Annotated in this window: 22 protein-coding genes; 20 read left to right on the forward strand and 2 right to left on the reverse strand. The window is 33.3% G+C overall.

The features are described 5' to 3' along the window. From HMPREF9449_RS00005 to HMPREF9449_RS00085, 17 genes are all read left to right on the forward strand, one after another. Positions 1 to 282, forward strand: a 282-nt coding sequence (locus HMPREF9449_RS00005; protein ID WP_009135155.1) for a sugar 3,4-ketoisomerase, incomplete at its 5' end; no start/stop codon positions are given. Then, entirely contained in the window at positions 269 to 733 is a 465-nt protein-coding gene (locus tag HMPREF9449_RS00010; RefSeq protein ID WP_009135156.1) for a MaoC family dehydratase, read from the forward strand. The genes HMPREF9449_RS00005 and HMPREF9449_RS00010, both read left to right, overlap by 14 nt. 2 nt (positions 734 to 735) lie before the next feature. After that, positions 736 to 1,644, forward strand: coding sequence for an HpcH/HpaI aldolase/citrate lyase family protein (locus tag HMPREF9449_RS00015; RefSeq protein ID WP_009135157.1), 909 nt, complete (start codon positions 736 to 738; stop codon positions 1,642 to 1,644). Next, the gene (locus tag HMPREF9449_RS00020; protein WP_009135158.1) at positions 1,628 to 2,791 is read left to right on the forward strand and encodes a Coenzyme F420 hydrogenase/dehydrogenase, beta subunit C-terminal domain; all 1,164 of its coding nucleotides are present in this window, start codon (positions 1,628 to 1,630) and stop codon (positions 2,789 to 2,791) included. Before HMPREF9449_RS00015 ends, HMPREF9449_RS00020 begins: the two co-directional genes overlap by 17 nt. Next, the gene (locus HMPREF9449_RS00025; protein ID WP_009135159.1) at positions 2,788 to 3,450 is read left to right on the forward strand and encodes a PglD-related sugar-binding protein; all 663 of its coding nucleotides are present in this window, start codon (positions 2,788 to 2,790) and stop codon (positions 3,448 to 3,450) included. Before HMPREF9449_RS00020 ends, HMPREF9449_RS00025 begins: the two co-directional genes overlap by 4 nt. A 6-nt stretch (positions 3,451 to 3,456) precedes the next feature. Further along, positions 3,457 to 4,557 (forward strand): DegT/DnrJ/EryC1/StrS family aminotransferase, encoded by a 1,101-nt coding sequence (locus tag HMPREF9449_RS00030; protein WP_009135160.1) that lies wholly within the window; start codon positions 3,457 to 3,459, stop codon positions 4,555 to 4,557. Positions 4,558 to 4,567: 10 nt separating this feature from the next. Beyond that, positions 4,568 to 6,040, forward strand: coding sequence for an oligosaccharide flippase family protein (locus HMPREF9449_RS00035; protein ID WP_009135161.1), 1,473 nt, complete (start codon positions 4,568 to 4,570; stop codon positions 6,038 to 6,040). Between the two features lie 2 nt (positions 6,041 to 6,042). Beyond that, positions 6,043 to 7,548, forward strand: coding sequence for a glycosyltransferase (locus HMPREF9449_RS00040; protein WP_009135162.1), 1,506 nt, complete (start codon positions 6,043 to 6,045; stop codon positions 7,546 to 7,548). A 5-nt stretch (positions 7,549 to 7,553) separates the two neighbouring features. Further along, on the forward strand, positions 7,554 to 8,729 hold the full coding sequence (locus tag HMPREF9449_RS00045) for a hypothetical protein (protein WP_009135163.1): 1,176 nt from the start codon (positions 7,554 to 7,556) through the stop codon (positions 8,727 to 8,729). A 158-nt stretch (positions 8,730 to 8,887) separates the two neighbouring features. Continuing rightward, positions 8,888 to 10,039, forward strand: coding sequence for a glycosyltransferase family 2 protein (locus HMPREF9449_RS00050; protein ID WP_009135165.1), 1,152 nt, complete (start codon positions 8,888 to 8,890; stop codon positions 10,037 to 10,039). Next, the gene (locus HMPREF9449_RS00055) at positions 10,036 to 10,953 is read left to right on the forward strand and encodes an ATP-grasp fold amidoligase family protein (RefSeq protein ID WP_040611129.1); all 918 of its coding nucleotides are present in this window, start codon (positions 10,036 to 10,038) and stop codon (positions 10,951 to 10,953) included. Before HMPREF9449_RS00050 ends, HMPREF9449_RS00055 begins: the two co-directional genes overlap by 4 nt. Before the next feature lie 21 nt (positions 10,954 to 10,974). Further along, positions 10,975 to 12,087: a glycosyltransferase gene (locus tag HMPREF9449_RS00060; protein ID WP_009135167.1), complete on the forward strand. Its 1,113-nt coding sequence runs from the start codon at positions 10,975 to 10,977 to the stop codon at positions 12,085 to 12,087. Next, positions 12,084 to 13,139, forward strand: a complete 1,056-nt coding sequence (locus HMPREF9449_RS00065; protein WP_009135168.1) for a polysaccharide biosynthesis protein — start codon at positions 12,084 to 12,086, stop codon at positions 13,137 to 13,139. The genes HMPREF9449_RS00060 and HMPREF9449_RS00065 overlap by 4 nt, the downstream gene beginning before the upstream one ends. A gap of 16 nt (positions 13,140 to 13,155) precedes the next feature. Beyond that, a complete protein-coding gene (gene wecB, locus HMPREF9449_RS00070; RefSeq protein ID WP_009135169.1) occupies positions 13,156 to 14,286 on the forward strand; it encodes a non-hydrolyzing UDP-N-acetylglucosamine 2-epimerase in 1,131 nt (376 codons plus the stop codon). Positions 14,287 to 14,289: 3 nt separating this feature from the next. After that, positions 14,290 to 15,168, forward strand: coding sequence for a dTDP-4-dehydrorhamnose reductase family protein (locus HMPREF9449_RS00075; RefSeq protein ID WP_009135170.1), 879 nt, complete (start codon positions 14,290 to 14,292; stop codon positions 15,166 to 15,168). Continuing rightward, positions 15,155 to 16,348: a glycosyltransferase family 4 protein gene (locus HMPREF9449_RS00080; protein WP_009135171.1), complete on the forward strand. Its 1,194-nt coding sequence runs from the start codon at positions 15,155 to 15,157 to the stop codon at positions 16,346 to 16,348. Before HMPREF9449_RS00075 ends, HMPREF9449_RS00080 begins: the two co-directional genes overlap by 14 nt. A 3-nt stretch (positions 16,349 to 16,351) precedes the next feature. Next, a complete protein-coding gene (locus HMPREF9449_RS00085) occupies positions 16,352 to 16,792 on the forward strand; it encodes a WxcM-like domain-containing protein (protein WP_009135172.1) in 441 nt (146 codons plus the stop codon). Between the two features lie 554 nt (positions 16,793 to 17,346). On the opposite strand, the gene HMPREF9449_RS00090 is transcribed toward HMPREF9449_RS00085, so the two are convergent. Continuing rightward, the gene (locus tag HMPREF9449_RS00090) at positions 17,347 to 18,552 is read right to left on the reverse strand and encodes a tyrosine-type recombinase/integrase (protein ID WP_009135173.1); all 1,206 of its coding nucleotides are present in this window, start codon (positions 18,550 to 18,552) and stop codon (positions 17,347 to 17,349) included. A 541-nt stretch (positions 18,553 to 19,093) separates the two neighbouring features. Here HMPREF9449_RS00090 and HMPREF9449_RS00095 point away from each other — a divergent pair. Together HMPREF9449_RS00095 and HMPREF9449_RS00100 are read left to right on the forward strand one after the other, a co-directional pair. Then, positions 19,094 to 19,318, forward strand: a complete 225-nt coding sequence (locus tag HMPREF9449_RS00095; RefSeq protein ID WP_009135174.1) for a hypothetical protein — start codon at positions 19,094 to 19,096, stop codon at positions 19,316 to 19,318. Between the two features lie 322 nt (positions 19,319 to 19,640). After that, positions 19,641 to 20,930: a histidine-type phosphatase gene (locus tag HMPREF9449_RS00100; RefSeq protein ID WP_009135175.1), complete on the forward strand. Its 1,290-nt coding sequence runs from the start codon at positions 19,641 to 19,643 to the stop codon at positions 20,928 to 20,930. Positions 20,931 to 21,076: 146 nt separating this feature from the next. Here HMPREF9449_RS00100 and HMPREF9449_RS00105 read toward each other — a convergent pair whose 3' ends face one another. Beyond that, on the reverse strand, positions 21,077 to 22,042 hold the full coding sequence (locus HMPREF9449_RS00105) for a hypothetical protein (RefSeq protein ID WP_009135176.1): 966 nt from the start codon (positions 22,040 to 22,042) through the stop codon (positions 21,077 to 21,079). 712 nt (positions 22,043 to 22,754) lie between these two features. On the opposite strand from HMPREF9449_RS00105, the gene HMPREF9449_RS00115 reads away from it, so the two are divergent. Then, complete coding sequence (locus HMPREF9449_RS00115) at positions 22,755 to 23,375, forward strand: flavodoxin family protein (protein ID WP_009135177.1); 621 nt, start codon at positions 22,755 to 22,757, stop codon at positions 23,373 to 23,375. The last annotated feature ends 61 nt before the right edge of the window (positions 23,376 to 23,436 follow it).

A 23,436-nucleotide genomic window follows, 5' to 3' on the forward strand; every position in this document is an offset into this window, starting at 1 on the left:
GGAGGAGAAGCCAGAGGGTCTCATGCGCATAAAGAACTATCTCAGTTGATTATAGCAGTCAGTGGTTCTTTCAGCGTAACCCTGGACGATGGAAATGTCAAACGGACGTTTATGTTAAACAGGCCTTACCAAGGATTATATGTAGTTCCGGGTATATGGCGTGATTTATACGATTTCTCGTCAGGAGCTGTTTGTATGGTGCTTGCTTCAGAAAAGTATGACGAAAAGGATTACATTAGAAATTATAACGAATATTTATTATATAGAAATGGAAGCAAGTAAACTAGGATTATATTTTGAAGAATTTGAAGTAGGGAAAACACTCAAACATTCTTTGTCAAAAACAATTTTTGAATGTGACAATAATTTTTTTTCCCTCTTGACAATGAACCATCATCCCGTGCATACAAATATAGATTACGCACAAAAAAATCAACACGGTAAAATTTTAGTAGTAGGCACACTGGTTTTTTCTTTGGCGGTAGGCATGACGGTACCTGATATCAGCGGGAAAGCCATTGCAAACTTAGGTTATGAAGAAATCAAACATTTAAATCCTGTTTTTATAAATGATACCTTATATGTAAGAACCACCATATTAGATAAAAGGGAATCGCATACAAAACCGGACCGGGGAATAATATACGTAGAAACCATTGCTTCCAACCAGAATGGATTAGATGTGCTATCTTTTCGCAGGAAAGTCCTTGTCAAAAAACAAATAATCAAATAATTATGGAATACAATCATCTCATGCGCAGCCTTATGTTCGTACCTGCACATAATGAAAGGCTTATGAATAGTGCTTCCCGCTCAGATGCAGACATACTCCTGTTAGATATAGAAGATTCTGTACAGCCTGTAGAGAATAAACAAATAGCCAGGGACAATATCATAAAATATGTACAGAATGGAATACTAAACAAACACTTACTTTTTCCCAGAGTAAATGACAGGGAAAGCGGCGAATTACTAAAAGACATTACTCAACTCACGATAGAGGGAATTGCCGGTTTTATGTATCCCAAAAGCCGAAAAGGAGAAGATGTTTATTTTTTTGGGAAATTGCTGGAAACCCTTGAATATGAAAAAGGGATTCCGGTTGGAACGTTTAAAATCATTCCGCTCATAGAGACCACAGGGGCAGTTATGAATATTCAGGATATTTGTACTGCTTGTCCCAACCGGGTCGTAGCAGTAGCATTCGGGTGTGAAGATTTTGTTACGGACTTAGGAGGAAAGCACGATCCTGAAGGCTTAAGTATATATACAGCCCGCGGGATGATAGCCATGGGAGCAAAAGCATGTGGTGTCACTCCTATCGACACTGTACATATCAATGTACATGATTTGGAGGATTTAGAGAAAAACTTGATACTTTCAAAAAAATTAGGATTCGAAGGCATGTTAATTCTAAATCCCAAAGAATTGCCCCTATGTCATCGATATTTTTCTCCCAGTCCGGAAGAGATCGAATGGGCTGAAGAAATGCTGATTTTAGCCGAAGAGGCTCAAAAGGAAGGCAAAGGCGTAGCTGTAAAAGACAATAAATTCATAGGTCCCCCTATGGTCAAAATGGCTAAAAATGTTTTAAATAAGAAAGAATTAATTGTACAAAAAAGTATTGATGAAATTAATAAATAATGTTTCTCTGGTCCTTAAAGACAATTGTTGCGGTTGTAGTGCTTGTTATGAATCCTGTCCTACTAAAGCAATACAAATGATCCCTGATGAGGAAGGTTTTTTATACCCGCTTGTCAATGATAATTTGTGTATTCATTGTGGAATATGCTTGAAAAAGTGTGATAATAGCGAATTATTTTTATCTGAAACCTCTATTCTTTATGCATGTTGGTCTAAAAGTGAAGAAATAAGAAAAAGAAGTTCTTCTGGTGGAGCATTTACTGCTCTTTCAAAAATTATTTTTGCAAAAAAAGGAATTGTTTGCGGAGTTGGTTTTAATGCAGAATATGATGAAGTATTGCATAAAATAGCAAAAGATGATGTCTCTTTGGATGATTTAAGAAGATCAAAATTTGTTCAAAGTAATAAGTATCATATTTATTCTCTTATAAAAGATATTTTACTTCAGAATAAATATGTATTATTTACAGGAACTCCTTGTGAAGTAGGAGGTTTACGTTCTTATCTTGGTAAAGATTTTAAAAAATTAATTACCTGTGATTTAATATGCGGATGTGTTTCTTCTCCTAAAGTTTATAAAATTTATATTCAATATCTTAGAAATAAATATCACTCTTCTGTAAAATCCGTTAATTTTAAAGATAAACGGAATGGCTGGAGAGAAAAATCTATTGCAGTAGAATTCGAAAATGGGAAAGAATATTATAATTCAATTCTCGATGACGATTATGTTGTTTCATTTCATAGCAGGTATAATATTCGTCCCTCCTGTTTCTGTTGTAGATACCGAGATTTGAAGAGAGTTGCAGATCTCACATTAGGTGATTTTTGGGCGGTAGAAAAATATAATAGTCTTTATGATGACAATAAAGGGACTTCTTTTGTTATGGCAAACTCTTCCAAAGGAAATTCTTTGTTATTAGAATGTAAAGAAATTATGAATATTTTCAGGATGGATGTTAGTATAGCAGATTATTGTGCAAAATATAATTGGTGTATGTGTAAGAATCCTACTTCCCCTGAATATTTTAAAAGAGTAAAATTTTATAATGATTTGGAAAGATTACCATTTAACTTGTTATCTAAAGAACATTTGGGCATTATAAAAGAAGAAAGAAAAAAAAGAAAACTCGGAACTGAAAAATGAAAAAGAAAGTAATTATTGTTGGAGGCGAAGGTAACGGTGGTGTTATTGCCTCTTGTATTGAAGATAATCAAAAAAGATACAATGATTATGAATGGGAAATTGTTGGGTTTATTAATGATTTTGAAGAACAAGTTTGTGGTTATCCTGTTATAGGCCCGCTCTCTTCCATTAAAAGATTTCTCGACACAACAGATTATTACTTTTCTTGGGGAATTCATTTAGTAGGCAGAAATGTCTTAACGGAAAAAATGTATCGTGAAGCCAATATTCCGAAAAATCGTCTGGCGACCATCATACACAAATCTGCCTTTGTCGCCAAAAACGCAATTATTGAACCCGGAGTTTTTATTATGGCAAATTGTTATGTGGGTCCCCAAGCCATTATAGGAAGTTCTTCTTTGATTATGGCAAATAGTATGATCGGCCATAATATTGAAATGGGAGAACTCTGCCACTGCTCGGTGGGAGCTATTATGACAGGTTATTCTAAAATGGGAATATGCTCTGATATTGCGGTAGGTTCGACGATACTAGCTTATAAAAAAATTGGTGCTTTCGCTATGCTTGGAGCAGCAAGCTTAGCTACACACGATATTCCCGATTATGAAATCCATGTAGGAAGTCCTGCAAAATTTTTGAAAAGAATTAAAGAAGATTAAGGAGATATGATCAAATTTTTAGATTTACAAAAAATTACAGCAAAATATGCTGATGAAATACACGATGCCGTATTACGTGTAGTGGATGCAGGCTGGTATCTCCAAGGAAATGAAAATAAAACCTTTGAAACAAATTATTCTAACTATATCGGTACCCAATATACCATCGGATGTGCCAATGGTTTAGATGCTTTAATTTGGATATTCAGAGCATACCTGGAAATGGGAGTTATGAAACCAGGGGATGAAGTAATTGTTCCTGCAAATACTTATATTGCTTCCATTTTAGCTATAACTGAAAACGGCTTAAAACCGATATTAGTAGAGCCCGATATAGAAACGTATCAAATAGATGATTCTAAAATTGAAAAAGCAATAACCGATAGAACTAAAGCGATTTTGATTGTACATCTTTATGGACAATGTGCCTATACGGAAAAAATTGGTGAAATATGTAAAAAATACCGCCTGAAATTGATAGAAGATAATGCGCAGGCTCATGGTTGTTTATACAAAAATCAAAAAACGGGATCTCTGGGAGATGCTGCAGGTCATTCTTTTTATCCGGGCAAGAATTTAGGCGCACTAGGTGATGCAGGTGCCGTAACGACGAACGATGAGAAATTAGCTGAAATTATAAGAGCTGTAGCGAATTATGGTTCATCCCAAAAATATGTCTTTCAATATTGCGGAAGAAACAGTCGTTTAGATGAAATACAAGCAGCAGTACTTACAACAAAATTAAAGCACTTAGACGAAGATGTAGCCTTGCGCCAGGAAGTTGCAAAACGATATATAAATGAAATAACGAATCCTAAGATTATATTACCAAAGATCAGTAATTGGAAATCTCATGCTTTCCACCTTTTCCCGATCCGTTGTACAGAACGGGATAGATTGCAAGCATATTTAACAGAGCAGGGGATCCAAACCATTATCCATTACCCTATACCTCCTCATAAACAAACCTGTTATAAAGAGATGAATCATATTTCTCTTCCTATAACAGAACAAATTCACAAAGAAGAATTGAGTTTACCCATAAGCCCGGTCATGACAGAAGAGGAAATGGAAGAAGTGGTTTTTGGGGTAAATAAATTTAAGTAAGTAAATGTATATGCAACAAAGCATTAATAGTATTCCGCAAGAAGGTTATAAAACGGCTTTTAAAGCAACTGCTTTATTTGGAGGGACGCAATTCATTTTGATTATACTGAAAGTCGTTAAATCAAAATTGCTTGCTTTATGGTTAGGGCCTGCTGGTATAGGATTGATGGGATTGTTTAACGCTGCTATACAGCTTATATCTTCTATAAGTAACCTTGGTTTACAGAGTAGTGCCGTTAAGGAAATAGCTTATGCTAAAAGTCAAAATGATGAAATAAAGATAGCTATTACTGTAAAAGCTATACATAGATGGGTATTAGTAACAGGATTCTTAGGAGTTATCATCACTATTTTTATGTCTGATTACTTAAGCCAATGGTATTTTAAAAGTAGTAGCTATACTTTGGCTTTTATTTTTTTGTCTGTAGTTGTATTTTTTAATGCGTTAAATCAAGAATACTTAGCAATACTGCAAGGAATACGGCAGTTAACCAGATTGATTCGAGCTAATCTTTTGGGTGCATTAATTGCTTTTGTTATTTCCATACCATTACTATATTTCTTAAAAGAAGAAGGTATTGTAAGTGCTTTAATTATGACGGCTTTTTCGGGTGCTGCCGTATCTTATTTCTATGTGCAAAAGTTAAATTTAACCAAGGTAAAACAGACTTATAGAGATAGTTTTAGAATAGGTTTATCTGCGGTTAAATTAGGAACAGCTATGTCAATTTCGGGCATAATGGTATATGTTGTGGAGTTTTTTTTGAGGTCATTTATTTTACGCAATGGTGGAATAAACGATGTCGGTTTATATTCAGCAGGTTGGGCCATAAACGGGCAATATTTAGGCCTTGTGTTTGCAGCTATGGCTAAAGATTATTTTCCAAGATTATCTCAGATTGTAAATAAAAACCAAGAAGTGAAGCAGACTGTTAATCAACAGGGTGAAATAGCTTTATTGATTTTAACTCCTCTGATCATTATAATGATTGTGTTTATTAATATTGCAATTAAACTTTTGTACTCGGGACAATTTTTAATGGCTGTACCAATGGTAAAATGGTTATTAATAGGTTCTTTCATAAAATCAGGATCATGGGGAATTAGTTTTGTTTTTTTAGCTAAAGGAGATGTAAAGACATTTCTGTTTAATGAAATAGGAATAAAATTTATTACATTACCTTCCTATTTATTGGGATACTATTACTATGGGTTATTGGGAATAGGGATCGCCTTTACATTTAACTATGTTATATATTTTATTTGGGTGGCTATTGTGGCAAGAGTAAAATACTCCATTGTTTATTCAAAAATTTATCTCAGATTATTTTTTATTTTACTTACGGTACTTCTTAGTTATCATATTACAGAACTAATATTTTCGTGGAATTTTTTTTTAAAAGCTTTTTTCGTAATTATTATATGCGGATACTGTTTATATGAATTTAATAAGAGAATACCTTTAAAAAAGTTAATGCAGTAAAAATGAAATTAACGGAAAAATACATTAGAAAGTTGTTCGTTAAGTTGAAGCAGAAAGCTGAAAAAGCATTGAATAAAAGACAATTTAACAGGTGCTTGTGCTATCTTAAAGCCGCTGCCTATACTGCATATACTTTTTATTTGGGATTTAAAGATGATGAACTTGAAAAAATGTTGAAACAATTGTCATCTCATATAAGGAAAAGAGAAAAAAAGCTGGAAACAATAACTAACAGATGTGTATTTTATGATAGTTTTTCATTAGATAATAAAGGATTAACTCAGCAGTATATCAGAGCTATAATGAATGCTAGGTGGAAGTTATTGTATTTAATGGAACAAAATATGGATAATCCTAATGCTAGAAATATAATTAACGAAATTCGGCAGTATAATAATGCAACAATAATTTCTATTCCTAATAACTTAAAATCACTAGAAAGAATACAATTTATATATGATTCTATAATATCCTTTAATCCGAGCAAATTGTTTATGCATCTTAGTCCGAGTGCTGTTTATGCTGTAACGGCATTCTACGCTTTACCAGAAAGTATAAAGAGATATCAAATAAATTTAACAGATCATACGTTTTGGATAGGAACTGGATGTATTGATTTTTCGTTTGAGTTTAGAGCATATGGAGCGATACTGTCAATTTTTCAAAGAAAAATATCAAGGGAAAATATTTTTTTATTGCCATATCATCCTATTTCTAAAGATTCTATTTTCAAAGGTTTTCCTTTAAATTGTAACGATAAAGTAGTAATTCTATCCGGAGGTGCTTATTATAAAATAGTGGATGAGAAAAAAACGTTTTTTAAATTACTCAAGATAATACTAGATAATAACTCTCAGGCAGTTATTGTATTTGCTGGAGCGGGTGATAATTTAATATTTGCCGATTTTATTAAAAATAACTGTTATGAAGACCGAATACATTTGATTGGTCATCGTTCAGATATAAATGAAGTATTTAAACATTGTGATATCTATTTAAATACTTATCCTTTTAGTGGAGGTTTAATGTGTCAATATGCAGCAAATAATGCAAAACCAATTTTAAGTTTTTGTTCAAACAATAAAAGTATGGTAGAAGAGTTTGTTTGTCAAAAAAACTTCGAAAGTATTTCAACATTTGATTTAAATAGTTTTGCGAATGAAGCAAAAAAACTCATTGACGATTCGAAATATAGGGAAACAAAAGGCCGTAGAATGAAGGATTGTATATTAAGTGAAAATGAATTTAATGAATTATTTTTCAAATCGATTATTGAAAATAGAAATCAAGTAAATTTTTCTGAAGAAGAAATAATGAGAGACAATGATCTTTTGGCCAAATTAGAATTTGAGAACAGAACAAGTAATTATAAATGTTCTTTATTAAAAATACTTGGTTATAGGTCTGTACTTGTAATTCCTGAGATTTTTTTCGATGCTATTTTGAATCTTTTTTATAAAAAAAAGTTCCTGAAGATATTATACAGATATTTATATAAAGTTAATTAATAATAATGGAAAAATCAAAAATTTGGCTTTTATATAAATGGATTTTATTTATAGGTTCATTGTATTCTTTCAAAGCATATTTTTTTTGGGGGATACCGGATGTAATCGTACAATTAATTTTTATTGCTTCAGGGATTCTAACATATATGTTTATTCCTTATCTGTTTTCTGTTGGCAAAAAAAAAATTGTTTGGTTTTTACTCCTTCTACTAGCGAGTATATTAACAAGTACACATATGAATTTGAATGGAATGATCAATTCTGTACTGCGAATAATACCTCTTTTTTTTATAATTGCACTTAAAAGTCGATATAAAAAAGATTTGTTTTTATCTATTAGGCTTTGGTTTGCAATTTTTCTTAGTGTTTCCTTAGTTGGTTGGATTTTATATTTAAGTAATATAAATTTTTCTTATTCTATTGTTTATTATGGAAAGATTGATGGTTTGTATCAATATATTTTTAAAAATTATTACCTGTTTTTAGTTAATTTAAATAGTATATATGATTATTATCGCTTTAGTTCGGTTTTTTTAGAACCTGGTTATTTAGGTTGTTTATTATCGGTATTTTTATTTCTGGGCCAATATAAATGGAACAAAATAAATATTGTATTCTTGATATGTTTATTATTTACTTTTTCATTAGCAGGATGGCTTATAACTACCTTTATATATTTGTTGTGTAGATTGAAAAAAAGTATCTTATGGTTAATATCTATAGTTTTATTTGCTCTACTTATTACTAATTTCGTAAAAAGTTATAATCAAGGTGATAATTGGTTAAATAATGCAATATTTGCCAGATTAGAGTATGATGAAGGCAAGGGCATAAGAGGATATAACAGATCGAACGAATATACAGACAAATGGTTTTGGGATCAATTCGTTCATAGTAAAGATTTGTTTTGGGGAAGAGGGAGTGCCTTTGAATTTAGCAGTACAGATTGGAAGGTTTATATAGTTTTATATGGGTTATTTTCATTGATAGCATATTTAGTCTATTTATTATTTCCCTTATTTTCTTCGCAATATAATAAATATAGATTAGTATTATTTTCACTTATTTATTTATTAATTTTTGCACAAACCATTCACGGTGTATTTTGGTTCTTTTATTTATTCATGTATATATTAGGAGTTGGAGTAATAACAAACCGTGAAAACAATCAATATTGTTAGCATACCGACTTTTTTGATGATTCTTTCATAGTGCATACTATTCTTTTTATGCATATTAATGTTTACATAAAACATGTTGTATAATTTTATCTATTTAGATATTCTTCTTTATAATCATAAAGAAATAAATTCTTTGTCAAAATATTAATTGTTAAGAAATGGAACCTTTACTCAGTATAGTAGTACCCACTAAAAATAGATATAAATATCTCAAATATCTGATAGAATTAATACATTCTTTTAATTCTGAAGAATTAGAACTCGTTATACAAGATAATTCTGATGATAATACTGAAATAAATAAATTTTTATCTACAAGCAATTGGAAATCAATAAGATATTTTTATTCAAATAAAAAATTATCTATGTCAGAAAACTCTGATCAGGCAATAATAAATTCTAGAGGAGAATATGTTTGTTTTATTGGAGATGATGATGGAGTTTGTCATACCATTTTGGACTGCGTAAATTGGATGAAAAATAACAATATTGATGCAGTAAGATGCGATAATGGAGCGTATTTCTGGAATGATTATAATAAAAAAAATTATAGAACTAATTTTTCAAATGCTTTACTTTATAAAAAATGTAAATATAGTTATAGACTCGCTTCTCCATTAAAAAATTTGACCAAAGCATTAAAGAAAGGTTTACAATATCCTTGTGAAATGCCTTTTTTATACCATGGAATCATAAAAAGATCAGTACTTGATAAACTCTATTTTATCGGACATACCTTTTTTCCTGGCGGATCACCCGATATGTCCAATGGGGTATCATTATGTTTTTTTGTTAAAAGATATGCAATTATAGATATTCCTGTAATTATTAATGGAACTTCTAATATGACAGGAGGAGGAATTTTTAAACGTAAAATAGGCAAATCACCTTTAGAAGAAGTAAGTTTTATATCTAAATCTGTCATTGATAAGTGGGAACCGACAATTCCTCGTATATGGTGTGGTAGATTCGCTTGGCCCGAATCAGGTTTAAAAGGATTAAGATATGTAAAACAGGAAGAGTATATTAAGATTATGAATTATGAATATATGTATGCTTGTGCTGCAGTTTTTTATGGAGAAACAAAGCTGGGATTAAAAAATTCCAGGAATAAATCTCGATTTCTTTTTTTATATACCAAATTAACATTTACTCGAATTTTTAAAACGATAAAGAATAAAATTTTCTACCGTTTGACTTCAAAATATAATGGATATTCAGTAGTTAAAAAGATTGATAATATCATAATAGCTGAAAAAAATCTAACTGAACATATAAATAAATTTATACAATTAACTCAAATAAAATGAAACTTAAAAATATTATAAAAAATTTACCAGGAATTATGCATATTGTTAATACGTATATATATTATTCTAACAAATACCAATATCTTAAAAATCCTAAAAAATTAGCAAACAAATCTTATTTGAAGGTTTTTAAAAAGAATATCAATTGGGAGTGTCCTAAAGATCTTATCGAAAAAATTATCTGGATGCAGTTTAATTCAGATACCTCATTGTGGAGTGAGCTTGCTGATAAATATAAAGTTCGTTCTTATATAAAGAAAATATGTCCAGAATGTAAACTCCCAGAACTTTATGGAAAATATACAAATGCTAACCAGATAGATTTTGAGTCATTACCTAAACAATTTGTCATAAAAACTAATAATGGCTGTGGTAGTGTTATTATTGTTAGAGATAAAAGCAAAATAAATATTCGGAAAATAAATAAAACATTAAACAAATGGCTAAAATTAGATTATGGTTATATAAATGCACAAAGTCATTACCTTCGGATTCCTAAATGTATTATTATAGAAGAATTTTTAAGTGATAAAGAAGAGCATACTACTTTAAAAGATTATAAATTTTGGTGTTTTAATGGTAAACCGGAGACCTGTCTTGTCGTTTCTGATAGGAATATATTAAAGCATAAGTATAAATTATCACTATACGATGTAAATTGGAATAATATATCATATAATATAAAAAAGTGCCTTCGTAGTGATGAAAATATAGAAAAACCTAAGAATTATGAATTAATGCTGGAGTATTGCCAAAAAATTACCCGTAATATTCCGTGCGTAAGGCTCGATTTATATAATATAAATGGGAAAATATATTTTGGAGAACTAACCTTTACGTCAGGATTCGGTTCTTATAATATAGATTTTTACAATTATTTGGGATCAAAATTTGAATTACCTGTCAATCTATAAAATACCATTATTATTCAATATATGATTATTATTACACGTTCAAACGGTATATATTCATCTCCGCGTATAGAAAAATACATCGATTTTTTTGAAAAAGAAAAAATCAAGTACTTAGCTATAGGTTGGGATCGTAAAGGAGAAAATTTATATAGAGAAAATACTATTTATTTTAGGAAAAAGACTGGTTATAATATTGGTGGCTTCGAAGCATCTTATTACAGAATATTATGGATGTTGTTTTTGATGAAAACATTTTATAGATATCGAAAAGATATTAAAATGATTCATGCTTTTGATCTAGATGCTGCTTATCCTGCTACACTTTTTAAGTTTTTATTTCATCGTAAGATTAAAACAATTTTTGACGTATGTGATTGGTTTAGTTCAAATTTCGATAAAGAGAAATCTCTGATCAAAAGAATATTTAAAATTATGGAAAAATTTACTATAAAATATTCTGATGAAGTTATTATTTGTGAACCAGAAAGAATCAGACAAATCCCCTATAAACTTAATAAACCAGAATTGATTGTACCTAATACTCCAGCTTTTACAAGTTACGATTTTCTGCAAAAAGATGAAAAATTTCAATTTAATAATCCATTACTAGTTCTTTCTTATGTTGGAGGATTTTCAAAAAGTAGACTATTGGATGAATTATTGGATCTTGTTCAAAAAAGCAAAATCAACCTATTGATAGCCGGCTTTGGAGAGAAGGATATAGAAAATAGGTGTATACAATTGCAATCTCTTCCTAATTTCAAATATTTCGGTAAAGTAAAATATTTGGATGGACTTAATATTATGTATAATTCTGATTTGATATATGCTATGTACAGTTCTAAAAACAGTAATAATATATACGCAGCCCCCAATAAATATTATGAAGCAATGTTATTAGGTAAACCTATACTAACGAATAAGGGTACAATTCTGACTGAAAAAATAATAAATAATGGTATCGGTTATGTAGTATCTGAAAATTATGAAGATATACAATTAGTGCTATCATCAATAAGTCTGAAAGATGTTCGTACGAAAGGAAATAAAGCAAAAGAAATGTGGAATAAAACTTATAATAAGTATTTTGAGAATTTCATTAAGAATAAATATGTAAATCTAATATCTAAATGAGTGTATTTAAAGATAAGATTCTTTTGATTACTGGAGGAACAGGTTCTTTTGGTAATGCAGTGTTGCGTCGGTTTCTGGATTCTGATATAAAAGAAATCCGGATTTTTAGTCGTGATGAGAAAAAACAAGATGACATGCGTCACGTGCTACAAACTCCAAAGGTGAAATTTTATATTGGTAATGTTCGGGATAAGTCATCTGTAGATATTGCAATGAAGGGGGTTAATTATGTGTTCTCAGCAGCAGCTTTAAAGCAAGTTCCTTCATGTGAATTTTTCCCAGTAGAGGCAGTACGAACGAATATTGTAGGAACAGAAAATGTTCTGAATTCTGCAATTGAGCACGGAGTGGAAAACATTGTTGTTCTTTCTACTGATAAAGCGGCCTACCCTATTAATGCAATGGGAATGAGTAAAGCCTTGATGGAAAAGGTTGCTATAGCTAAAGGACGTGAATTAGGAGAAGATGCAAAAACTACAATTTGTTGTACGCGCTATGGAAATGTGATGGCTAGTCGGGGATCAGTTATTCCTCTTTGGGTGGATCAAATGCTAGAAAGCAAACCCATTACGATCACTGATCCTAATATGACCCGTTTTATGATGACATTGGATGATGCAGTAGATCTTGTAATTTATGCTTTTACCCATGCTCATAATGGGGATCTATTCGTACAAAAAGCTCCCGCTGCAACATTGGAGACGTTGGCCAAAGCTCTTAAAGAAATTTATAAACAAGATACTGAAATAAAAATTATTGGTACCCGCCATGGTGAAAAACTTTATGAGACTTTAGTAACTCGCGAAGAAATGGTGCGCGCCATTGATATGGGAAAATATTATAGAATTCCATGTGATACTCGAGATTTAAATTATGATAAATTTTTCACTAAGGGTAATGAAGCAATGTCTCAAGTGGAAGATTATCACAGCCATAATACTCATCGGCTGAATATTGAAGAAATGAAAGAACTTCTCTTGAAATTACGCTTCATACGCGAAGATATAGGTATGGAGTCCAAAGCAAAAGCTCGCGAAATCCGGAGTGAGTAAATTAAAACTAGTTACAATGCTTAAAGTAATGACTATTGTCGGCACTCGCCCAGAAATTATTAAACTGAGTAGGGTGATGGCCGAATTGGATAAATATACACGACATATTATTGTCCATACCGGGCAAAACTTTGATTATGAGTTAAATGAAATTTTTTTTCAAGAACTTCATATTAGAAAACCAAATTATTTCTTGGATGCTGCTGGGAAAAATGCTGCAGAAACTATTGCAAAGGTCATCCAAAAATCAGATGATTTAATAGAACAACTAAAACCAGATGCAATACTTTTATATGGAGATACAAATAGTTGCATTTCAGTAATTTCAGCTAAACGAAAAAAAATTCCTATTTTTCATATGGAAGCTGGTAATCGATGCTTTGATCAACGAGTTCCTGAAGAAATCAACCGGAAAATAGTGGATCATCTAAGCGACATTAATATGCCTCTTTCTGAACATGCCAGACGTTATCTGTTGGAGGAAGGGCTTCGCCCTGAAATGGTTATTAAAATAGGTTCTCCAATGACAGAAGTACTGAAGTATCATCAAGCAGAAATTGAAGCCAATAATGTATTAGAAAAAGAAAATCTGCAAATAGGAGAATATTTTATTGTAAGTGCCCACCGTGAAGAGAATGTAGATTCTGAAAAAAATTTTGCAGATTTATTAGCATCTTTAAATGCAATCGTAGAAAAATATCACAAAAAAGTGATTGTATCTACTCATCCACGTACTCGAAAAAAACTTGAAGCAATCAGTTTTGTAAATTCTAATTCTATGATAGAATTCATGAAACCTTTTGGTTTTATGGAATATATTAAATTGCAGCAAAATGCTTTTTGCGTAATTTCGGATAGCGGAACCATTACTGAAGAATCTTCTATTTTACATTTTCCGGCAATTACTATTCGTCAAGCCCATGAACGACCAGAAGGTATGGATGAAGGGACTCTCATAATGACAGGCTTGAATAGTCAGCGGATACTCGATTCTATTGATATCGTAACAGCTCAATATGCTGAAAGTAAAAAAGTTATCCGAACAGTACCTGATTACGAAGCGGAAAATGTTTCTAAAAAAGTTGTTCGTATTATTCTCTCCTATACAGACTATATAAACCGGACAGTCTGGCATAAAGAAATCTGATTTATGGTGAAAAGAAAAATTCTATTGTTCGGCTCTACAGGGATGGCCGGGCATATCACTTATTACTATCTGAAAAGTACACAAAAGTATAATATTACTAATGTTGTATTTCGTACAAAGCTTACAGAAGATAGTATTATTGTTAATGTGACGGATATTGAAGCTGTCGCAAAAGTAGTTAGGAGCACTCATCCTGATTTGATAATTAACTGCATTGGAGTATTAGTAAAAGGTTCTAAAGAGCATCCTGATAATGCAATTTTAATTAATGCTTATTTTCCTCATTTATTAAAAAAGCTATCTGATGAAATTGGTGCAAAATTAATTCATATTAGTACAGATTGTGTGTTTTCTGGTAAGAAAGGTGGTTATACTGAAGAGGATTTTCGTGATGCTGATGATATTTATGGAAGAAGTAAAGCCTTGGGAGAAATCATTAATGAAAAGGATTTGACAATCCGCACTTCAATCATAGGACCAGAACTGAAAATAAATGGTGAAGGATTGTTTCATTGGTTTATGGATCAGTCTGGAAATGTTAATGGGTATACTAAAGTTATTTGGGGCGGTGTTACAACTTTTGAATTGGCTAAGGCAATTGATGTTGCTATAGAGAAAAATATACATGGTTTAGTCCAATTGAGTAATGGAATAGGTATTTCAAAATATGACTTACTTTGCCTTTTTAAAGATATCTGGGGGAAAAAGGATGTGAATATATTACCTTATGATACTTATTCCGTTGATAAATCAATTGCCAGATCTCAACGCTTTATTTATTCTGTACCTGCATATAAAAAAATGTTGATAGAGCAACGCGAATGGATGAATCAACATAAAGATTTATATTCTCAACTTTATTCTTGGGATGAAAAACTCTAAAAAGGTTTTAGTATTGGGGGAAGCTTTTTACCCCGAAGATTTTCTGATTAATGACTTGGTAAAAGAATGGGAGAAAAAAGGTTATGTCTTTGAGGTTTTAACTCGCACACCTTCTTATCCCTTTGGTAAGGTTTTCCAAGGTTATAAAAATAAAATTTATCAGATTACTTTTTTTAATAAAATAAAAGTTCATCGTTTCCCGGTCATTCAAGGCTATCAAAAAAGCAAAATTATCAAGATTCTAAATTATTTTTCATTTGTATTTTGGAGTTGTTGGATTATAATGTTTATTGGAAGAAGATTTGATCGTATTTTTGTTTATCAAACAGGACCCCTGACATTAGCAACAGCTGGAATTTTAGCTAAAAAGATTTATAAAGCAAAAGTTATTATCTGGACACAGGATTTATGGCCTGAGACTGTATACGCTTATGGGTTTAAGAAAACAAAGATTTTATGCTTTTGTTTGAATCGATTTGTAAAATGGGTATATAAAAATTGTGATTATATTTTAGTTTCTTGCGAGGGTTTTATTGAGCGAATACGTAAATATGTACCTGAAAAAGAAATTATTTTTGTACCTAATTGGTCTTTACTGGATTATCATCCAGTAGGTAATATAAAATTGCCTGGAAAATTTAATTTCACTTTTGCTGGAAATATTGGTAAAGTACAAAATCTGGAGAATGTGCTTAGAGGTTTTCAAATATTTTCAAAAAATTATTCTAATGCATATCTGAATATTATTGGTGATGGATCTTTTTTAAAATATTTAAAGACATTTGTTGTTACAGAAAACATTAAAAATGTAAATTTTGCAGGGCGCAAATCCTTATCAGAAATGTCCGACTATTATAAGGCTAGCGATGTATTAATAATTTCTTTAAAAGACGTGCCCCTATATGAGATTATGATTCCATCAAAATTTCAAGTTTACTTAGTTACTCATAAACCTATTTTTGCTATATTTAAAGGCGAAGTCCGTAAAATTGTAGAAAACTATTCTTTGGGACTTGCGGCTAATCCTTCAGATATTGATGATATTGCTAAAGGGTTTAAAATGTTTTCTAAATTTTCTAAAGATGAAATAAAAAAGATTTCTGAAAACTCGGAATACTTATCTAAGTCTATTTTTAACAGAGAGAAGTTAATAGAAAAAATTAATCAGTTTATTTGGTAGAATATGTCTGAAATTAAATTTGTAGAAGGCGGGATTTCGGTTGATGTAAGGGGACAGATTTCCCATGTGAATGATTTAGATATGAGCGAAATTAAACGTTTTTATGTCATTCACCAAAAAGATACTTCCATTATACGGGCATGGCATGCTCATCAGGAAGAGAAAAAATGGTTTTATGTGGTAAAAGGATCTTTTACGGCAGCTTTTGTGAAAGTGGACAATTGGGAAAATCCTTCACCAAACCTACAACCGGAGATATTTCAATTGAATGCACAGAATAGTAAAATATTGCTCATACCGGAAGGGTATGCCAATGGCTTTAAAGCCAACGAACCGAATTCTATTCTTTTAGTTTTCTCTAATAAGATTCTTACCGAGGCAGTAAAGGATAGCTGGAGGTATGACAAAGAAATGTGGGTAGACTGGCATCGGTATGCGTTGTAGAATAGGAAATAGTGAGTTAAATGAGAAGAATTTTTTCTTCGGATTTCACAACATGAAAGAATGATGGATGTGTAGAAGTTTTGGTGGAACAACGGGCAGAAATATTCATTAGCATATTGCCCGGATACCTCAAACAGATAACGAGGAATATTTTGTAAATTATCCTCTCTTCTCTGGGAATGAAGAAGGAGTTAGCCAATAGGTCTACTCTTTCTTCATTTTTTATTTTAAATGTAGTGGTTTTACCTTTTTATCTGACTTTACGAATGTTTTTTATTTTAAGTTTCTGGTAATTTCGATACAGACTGTTGTGGAATTTTTTTGAAGCTCTTTTTGAGAAAAATTTTGTGAGTGTAAAAATTTTCTTTTGTAATAGGATATGCGCTATTTTTTACAACCGGTACTGCTCTTATAGGTACTTGCCCAAGTAAGCATAAGCTTTTGGAACTTGGGCAAGATTTCGTGTAATATCTTCGGATAAAATTTGCTTTATCCGATTTCTATGAATGCTGTTTATTCAACCTTTCTTGTTCGAATGAGTGGAAAGATTGTTTTTACAGTCCCTTCAACACTGTCCGGTTGGCCCGGTCGAGGAGGGTTTGGTCGAGGGAGGCCAGGTAGATTTTAGTAGTCATTTCCGAATAGTGCCCCATACCTTCGCTGATGATGGAAAGAGGTATATGTCTTTTGTAGGCGATGGTGGCCCAGCTGTGCCGAGAGACGTAAGAAGAAAGGCTTTGATGCAGACCCAGGAGGTGAGACAGTTTTTTGAGCAGGCGGTTGTAATAAGAGAGAGCATTCCGGTATTGTTTGAAAGCAGTTAGCGGATCGGTACTGCTAATGATCGGGAGTACGTAATCCAATTCTTTCGGGACATGAGGGGCATATTTGTCTATTATGCGCTGCATACAGGGTTCCAGTTTGACAGAAAGACGCTGACCCGTTTTGCGGCGTTTGTAGTAAATGATTCCCTCACGGATGTCTTTTTTGCGCAAATAGGCCATGTCGACAAAAGACATGCCCCGGGTATAAAAACTAAGTAAAAAAAGATCCCGGGTAAAAGTGAGGTTCGGCTGTTTAATATCCAACTTTTTTAATTTTAGAATGATATTTTCATCTACCGCTCTTTTTCGGGTTTTTTCTATTCCGGTATATACATTTTTGAAAGGATCGCGTTGAATAATTAATTCCTGGGCCACGGCTTTGTTGTAGATTGCCCGAAGAATCCGCATATAAAAGGAAATGGAATTGAGAGTGACGTTTTTTCTTTTTAACCAATATTCGTATTCTGACATAACGACGGAATCGATAGCGGCTAATTCGATGTCTCGTCCCTCCCGGAAGGTTTTAAAACTCCTCATGGCATAATGATAGGACATAGCTGTTTTGATTTGACCGTTTTGTTCCAATTGTTTTTGTAATTTATCAATAAAGGAGAACAACCGAAGAGAGGGGGATTTACCGTTGAAACGGTTTACTATTTGCTGAAGGATGTCGGGTTCTCCGGGAGGATAAGAGTGAATGAGGGAACGAAGTTGGATCAGCGATTCTTGCAGGGACATTTTTACCTGCTGTACATACATACTCCTTTCGTTGTCCGGAATAAGGGGATGCTGGGATACGGGATCCCATTCGGGAGGAAATAGTTTGTGGATTGTTTTAATTTGTTTGGTATTTCCCCGATGAGATAAAACAAAAAAGAGGGTACCTGGTTTACCCTCTACGACAGATGAACGCAATTTTACATGAACTGTTGCCATAAAATGAATGATTTAAATGAGTAAATGAAAACAAAAATGGTATTTTTCACTTAATAATTGGGGGCTTTTAAGCGACGTTCAGGAAGAAGGAATAAAAATATTGCTGTAAAATAGTTCAAATTTGTATTAAATTCACTTCGTATACAAAAGTTTGGCAGAGCGAAAAAAGGGGGATTTATTTGGGCATGATGACCGGCATTTTGTTTTTCATTTTATGGAAAAATTGTTATATTACACTTTCTATAAGTGTGGCGAGCAGAATACAGAACAGGGAAAATGATTCGTATTCACCTTGAAAAGTTCTGGAATAAAAGCAACAAGTGAGGAGCTTCGTCTGGATTATTAGGAAAAAAGTTTTGTAGGAATTTGTTGAGAGTTGTATTCTCTGTCCTAGGTTCAGTCGTAAAAGGAGAGGAAAATAACTCACAATTACAACGTTCGATTTCCATTATTTTAGAGAAGTTAGGAGGGAGTGTCGGTTGTGAGATGCCTATACAAATACTTTTGCACCGGGGGACGTATGGGTGTAAAATCCACGACTATGGCTTTGGGAGATCATAATACTTATTACGCTATTTCACCTTTAATAGGTGTTCTGCCTCGTTATTATGATGATAGGAAAAGACGGGCCAAGATGGGAAAAAATACTTGTGGAAATAGTGCAAATTTTCTGGCTGTAGATTGTGTATATTATTTTGATCCTGTCTGGAAAGGATATCGCGAAGGCCGTTCAAAATCTTATGTTTTTTTCCTTATTGGAGATTGAGGAGGGTTTACAAAAAGGGAATGCTTTTAGAACTCAATTGGGGTGGGAATATAGGGCGTTTCCTGAATGGTGAATCGATTTCGAGGGGAAAAATTGCTTTTAAGTTTGGGCTGGTGTTTGGGGTGAGATAATTTTAGGTTATGGGAGAAGAAATGACAAAGGAATCGTCCCTTTGTTCCTTATTTATCGCATTGTGGGGAGAAAATCCCGGGATCGGTGGGGGTAAGATGTTGCTGTGGTGAAAAAAAATCATAAAATAAGATTTTACGCAAACATCATTTTACTCATTGTTGTATAACTAATGAATAAAACGAATGGCGGTATGAAGAAAATAATAATGTTTGTACTTTGTCTGTTTATTTATTTTTCTTTTGCATGGGGACAGGCTAGTGTTCAGCAATATGCAGGAACTGCCATGCCTTATCCTTTTATAGAAAATTCATCTACCTTTTCTTCAGACGGTATGATCCCTTTCTACATAAATCATTTGGGAAGGCACGGAGCAAGGTTTCCTACTTCGGGAAAGGATTTGAATAAGGTCATAGAGGTACTGACGTTTGCTGAATGCGAAAATAGACTGACGGCGGAAGGTGGGGAATTACTTTCCACTGTGCGTTATCTGGCTGGGCTCTTTAAGAATCAGTGGGGAAAATTATCAAAATTAGGAGAGCAGGAGCAAAAAGGAATTGCCGGACGTATGATAGAGCATTATCCTCTGTTGTTTACCGGTGCAGCTCGGATAGAAGCAATTGCTACCTATGTTCCCCGTTGTATAAATAGTATGGATGCGTTCCTTTCCGTGATAAAACAACACCATTCAGCTCTGTATATAGAGAGAAGTGAAGGAAGACAGTACGATACCCTCCTTCGTTTTTTCGACTTAAATAAGTCCTATGTCTGTTATAAAAAAAACGGGGAATGGATTCCTGTATATGAGGCCTTTTTGGAGAAAAAAATTTCTCCCGCCCCTGTTATGAAGAGGCTTTTTCTCAATCCGGAACAAGAGGCAGACGAGGAAGCCAGGAAATTTGTCAGGGCATTATTTGCTATTGCGGCCATACTTCCCGATACCGATATTTCCTTAAATTTGGGGAATTTTTTTACGACCGAAGAATGGTTTGATTATTGGCAGACCCAGAATTTACGGCAATACCTGAGTAAAAGCGCTGCGCCTATTGGAAAGATGTTGCCGGTTGCAATTGCGTGGCCTTTGCTTTCCGAATTTATTCGTACCGCCGAAGAGGTGATAAACGGACAATCAAATAAGCAGGCGAATTTTCGTTTTGCTCATGCGGAAACGGTTATACCTTTTGTCGCTTTAATGGGTATAGAAAAAACGGACAGCTCCATAGCTAATCCCGATTCTGTTGCATTATACTGGAAAGATTATGAAATTGCACCTATGGCCGCTAACGTACAGTGGATTTTTTATCGGGATAAAGAGCAAAATGTATGGATTAAAATTCTCTTAAACGAGCAAGAAGCTGCACTTCCGCTAGCGACTGACCGCTTTCCTTATTATCAGTGGAAAGATGTTCACAATTTTCTTTCCCAACGGATATTGATGGCCCAAAGAATACTCTCCTCTTTAGAGGTGACAGATGAAAAATAATTTAGGGGAAATGAACCTTTTCTGCTATTTTAAGTTTTAAGAGGGGATCTGTCCTACAAATAGGTGTGTTTGAATAGCTAAATTTCTTGTCATTTTACACATTAGGGCACGTCCCTAATGTGTAAAATGATGGAAATAATTCTTTGTCAATGCGGATTGGAGAAATTGTAACAGATTTGAGGATCTGTGTTATTTACTCCTTTGTCGTTTATATTCCCTTTCCCTTGGATCCATCCTTCGAAGTTGTTATAAATCTGTTGGATAGGAGTACATTCCGTTGCATAAAAAGGTCCCCCGAATTTGAAAATATTCACTCCGGTTGTCGGGAATGCTATTCCATAAGGTCTCCCTTTCTCATTTCCGAATTGCTCTAAGTTGGATGGATTGACGGCTTTATTGGTTTCTGCAATATACATCCTTTCATCGGATGTCTCTATAAACCAGTTTATTGTCGTATTCCCTACGTTCGGATTATACTTCCATGCTTTGGTTTTAATCATTTTGCTGGGATATGTTTTCGGAGCAACATTTGTTTCCGTATTGATAAATCCTTTCTCCCCCTTAAATAACTCTTCACGGCAATTTTCAGCCAGAATAAATTCTGTACCTTGTTCATTTACAACTCCCAGTTTGAAATTCTTTATGGCTCCCAAGGCAATTGGATGAATGGTGAATTCACAAGAAACGATATAATCAGGCCAATACGTTCTTGTCTCTTTCTTTTTTGCCCAGATAATCAAATCATTATAATCGTTATCACCACTTCGGGTATCCTCAAACAGAAGAACACAATCCGTTTGTATTGTACCGCAATCTTTATAACCTTCAAATTTAGGTTCGTTACTATAAACCACTCTTATCGGAGCTGTGCTTTTCGTCAAATTCTTTACAGCTTCTTTAGGAACATTTATATTCATCGGAATTCCGGTAATGGCCAAAGTGTCCTCACCATAAATTACGATCGATACCATTCCTTCCTTCAAAGGAACCTCATACGAAGCAAAGGGAACAATATTATCAAAGTCCACCTTTTTCGTCTGATACACATCTTTGTACTCACAACCCATGACTATTAGTGCAAAGGTCATGAAAATTAAAACTATTTTTTTCATAGTAATTATTTTTTACAAATATATATGTTTTTTAATATAAAATACATATATACAATTATAATCTCATATATTATGATTATATTTAGGGAGATCCTGCAAAACGATATGGAAAGAGAGGCATAGAACCAGGAAACCGGATATAAATCTTTTATGTATAATTTTTTAGAATCAAGATGATTTTACTAGGAAACATGGATTTACAAAAGGACGTATAGCGGTTGCCATACACTACTTTTTCTATTGCCGAAATTGTTTTTGTTCCAAGCCTGGAGGAAGTTGCTTTTTTCGGTAATTACATCAAGAAATATACGGGAGTGTCACCGACTGAATTTCAGACTGAATTATTTTTGACACGGGAAATAGCAAAAGGCTTTTTGTTAAGTTTTCTCATAATATGTATTCTGAAGTAGAAAGTATCAAAGCGGATGCATTTGCAAGAGGGGACGTTTATCGGAACATAGGGATGGTAAAGTGAAGTTCCGGTAAGGCTTTGGTATAAGTACAATGAAATAAATATCGAGTATTTAGGAATGTAAAAGCAGGAGGAAATATTCTTGCGTCCTGACATTCACTTACCATAGAATAAATGATGATAAACAGTAATATGGGTTAGAATAACTGTAATTTATCTACTTTCTGTTTGTTTGAAACACTGTATTTTTGCAAAAAGAATAGTCTGTGAAGGTGATTCTGATAAATAATACGGTATAACATGAAGAAAATATTCGGGATTCTGGCTCTTGGTCTGGTGTATGCGGGCTTTTTATGGGCAGTTTGTCCAGGCTGCAGGGCGAATATCCCTCAAGAGAATGCAATAATAAAACCCAAGAGTGAAATGAAAACATTGATCGTTTATTTTTCCTACACAGCCGGCAATACAAAGCGTATAGCCGAGAAAGTGCAGAAGGCCATAGGTGGCGATTTAGTGAGTTTGGAACCGGTGAAACCTTATTCCGATGACTATGAGAAAGTGGTGAAACAGGGCAGGGAAGAAGTGGAGGGTGGATATAAGCCCGAGTTGAAATCACTTGGCGTCGACCTGCAAAATTATGACCGCATTATCGTAGGTACTCCCACTTGGTGGTACCGCATGGCGCCCGTTGTATTGTCATTTTTATCCAGCAATGATTTCAGAGGAAAAGTGGTAGTACCTTTTATGACCAATGCCGGATGGCCTGGTAGTGTGATAACGGATATGGTTTCCCTGGCAGAGGGGAATGGGGCAAAGGTAGAACATGCCCATGCCTTCAAATTCAGTTCTGACGAAAAGCATTTTGACCGTATGGTTACCCCTGTGGAAGAACTGGAACAGTGGATTGACGATTTAAAATAAAACCGTTCGACGGAGTAAGATAGTAAGTACGGCATCGGGGGCTGCTTTTCTATCGTGACCG

The organism is Odoribacter laneus YIT 12061, from assembly GCF_000243215.1.
Classification (GTDB): Bacteria; Bacteroidota; Bacteroidia; order Bacteroidales; family Marinifilaceae; genus Culturomica; species Culturomica lanea.

Coding starts and splice junctions, on each gene's coding strand:
- HMPREF9449_RS00010 (WP_009135156.1), top strand. CDS start 269: ATGGAAGCAAGTAAACTAGGATTATATTTTGAAGAATTTGAAGTAGGG.
- HMPREF9449_RS00015 (WP_009135157.1), top strand. CDS start 736: ATGGAATACAATCATCTCATGCGCAGCCTTATGTTCGTACCTGCACAT.
- HMPREF9449_RS00020 (WP_009135158.1), top strand. CDS start 1,628: ATGAAATTAATAAATAATGTTTCTCTGGTCCTTAAAGACAATTGTTGC.
- HMPREF9449_RS00025 (WP_009135159.1), top strand. CDS start 2,788: ATGAAAAAGAAAGTAATTATTGTTGGAGGCGAAGGTAACGGTGGTGTT.
- HMPREF9449_RS00030 (WP_009135160.1), top strand. CDS start 3,457: ATGATCAAATTTTTAGATTTACAAAAAATTACAGCAAAATATGCTGAT.
- HMPREF9449_RS00035 (WP_009135161.1), top strand. CDS start 4,568: ATGCAACAAAGCATTAATAGTATTCCGCAAGAAGGTTATAAAACGGCT.
- HMPREF9449_RS00040 (WP_009135162.1), top strand. CDS start 6,043: ATGAAATTAACGGAAAAATACATTAGAAAGTTGTTCGTTAAGTTGAAG.
- HMPREF9449_RS00045 (WP_009135163.1), top strand. CDS start 7,554: ATGGAAAAATCAAAAATTTGGCTTTTATATAAATGGATTTTATTTATA.
- HMPREF9449_RS00050 (WP_009135165.1), top strand. CDS start 8,888: ATGGAACCTTTACTCAGTATAGTAGTACCCACTAAAAATAGATATAAA.
- HMPREF9449_RS00055 (WP_040611129.1), top strand. CDS start 10,036: ATGAAACTTAAAAATATTATAAAAAATTTACCAGGAATTATGCATATT.
- HMPREF9449_RS00060 (WP_009135167.1), top strand. CDS start 10,975: ATGATTATTATTACACGTTCAAACGGTATATATTCATCTCCGCGTATA.
- HMPREF9449_RS00065 (WP_009135168.1), top strand. CDS start 12,084: ATGAGTGTATTTAAAGATAAGATTCTTTTGATTACTGGAGGAACAGGT.
- wecB (WP_009135169.1), top strand. CDS start 13,156: ATGCTTAAAGTAATGACTATTGTCGGCACTCGCCCAGAAATTATTAAA.
- HMPREF9449_RS00075 (WP_009135170.1), top strand. CDS start 14,290: ATGGTGAAAAGAAAAATTCTATTGTTCGGCTCTACAGGGATGGCCGGG.
- HMPREF9449_RS00080 (WP_009135171.1), top strand. CDS start 15,155: ATGAAAAACTCTAAAAAGGTTTTAGTATTGGGGGAAGCTTTTTACCCC.
- HMPREF9449_RS00085 (WP_009135172.1), top strand. CDS start 16,352: ATGTCTGAAATTAAATTTGTAGAAGGCGGGATTTCGGTTGATGTAAGG.
- HMPREF9449_RS00090 (WP_009135173.1), bottom strand. CDS start 18,552: ATGGCAACAGTTCATGTAAAATTGCGTTCATCTGTCGTAGAGGGTAAA.
- HMPREF9449_RS00095 (WP_009135174.1), top strand. CDS start 19,094: ATGGCTTTGGGAGATCATAATACTTATTACGCTATTTCACCTTTAATA.
- HMPREF9449_RS00100 (WP_009135175.1), top strand. CDS start 19,641: ATGAAGAAAATAATAATGTTTGTACTTTGTCTGTTTATTTATTTTTCT.
- HMPREF9449_RS00105 (WP_009135176.1), bottom strand. CDS start 22,042: ATGAAAAAAATAGTTTTAATTTTCATGACCTTTGCACTAATAGTCATG.
- HMPREF9449_RS00115 (WP_009135177.1), top strand. CDS start 22,755: ATGAAGAAAATATTCGGGATTCTGGCTCTTGGTCTGGTGTATGCGGGC.